Origin of the sequence: Pseudoalteromonas sp. S1727 (assembly GCF_005886375.1) — a bacterium.
Classification (GTDB): Bacteria; Pseudomonadota; Gammaproteobacteria; order Enterobacterales; family Alteromonadaceae; genus Pseudoalteromonas; species Pseudoalteromonas haloplanktis.
Map to the genome: position 1 here is coordinate 1 of NZ_PNDT01000178.1, position 1,198 is coordinate 1,198.

Consider the following 1,198-nt stretch of genomic DNA (forward strand, 5'->3'; position numbering starts at 1 on the left):
CGCGCCATCGTTGGCAATAAAGCTAAAGCTGTCACTGCCATTGTAGTTAGTTGTGGGTGTATACAGCCAGCTATCCGCACTTTGTTGCACGAGTGTGCCTTGGCTCACATCGCTATCAATGCGATAAGTTAAGCTGTCGTTTTCAATGTCCGTGGCAAGTAAAGTGATCAATAAACTGGCGTCTTCATCCAATGCCAAGCTTTGTGCTTGGCCGACTGGCGCGTCATTCACTGGGTTGACCGTCATGGTCACAGTAGCCACGTTGGAGGTTGCGCCGTTGCTGTCTTTGACGGTATAGGTGAAGCTGTCGCTGCCGAAGTAATCGGCGTTGGCGGTGTAGATAATCGCGCCCGTTGCGGTGATTTGCGTTTGACCATTTACAGCATCAGTGACGATGCTGACACTGCTTACATCTAAGCTGTCGCCGGTATCCACATCGCTGTCGTTACCCAGTACGTTGACCTCAAATGAGCCTTCTTCTTGCAGTTGTGCGGTGTTATCCATGGCAACGGGGGCGTCATTGATGGCGTTAATGGTCAGTGTCACGGTGGCAGGCATTGAGCTTAGCCCTTCACTGTCGGTGAGGGTGTAGGTAAAGCTATACACACCGTTGACATCTTGTTTAGGTGTTATCGCTAAACTGCCATCCAAATTGACACTCACATCCGCAAAGTCATACATACCAGCGCCGGTGCCTTTGTTCTCTAAGCTGACATTCGCTGCGTTAAAGCCGCTGTCTTCCACGTCTGTGTCGTTGGCTAAAATAGCCAAGGTCGCGGCGGTGTCTTCATCGGTGTTAATACTGTCATCAGCCACTACAGGACGGTCGTTCACAGCACCGATATTCACGGTAACGGTTGCAGGCAGTGATACCCCGCCTTCGCTATCGGTTAAGGTATAGCTGAAACTATCTTGCCCTGTGACATTGCTATCAGGGGTATACACAAAGGTGCCCGCAGCTTGATCTAACACCACTTGCCCTGACGTTGGGCTGCTTACAAGGGTGATATCCCCTGTGGGCGTAGTGTCTTCCACATCCGTTGCTAAACTGCGCAGCGCCGTTGCTGCTGATGGCGTGTCTTCATCCACATTGATACTCACCGCCTGTACCACAGGCATGTCGTTCACTGGCGTGATAGTGACGGTCACTGTTGCCGCTGCGGAGGTATTCAGCGCCGCATCTTTTACAGTATAGGGT

The 1,198-nt window shown here is 51.6% G+C and carries 1 protein-coding gene; it reads right to left on the reverse strand.

Going from position 1 to position 1,198, the window contains the following annotated elements:
* The coding region (locus tag CWB85_RS21415) for an Ig-like domain-containing protein (protein WP_138555980.1) at positions 1-1,198 on the reverse strand (1,198 nt) is incomplete at both ends.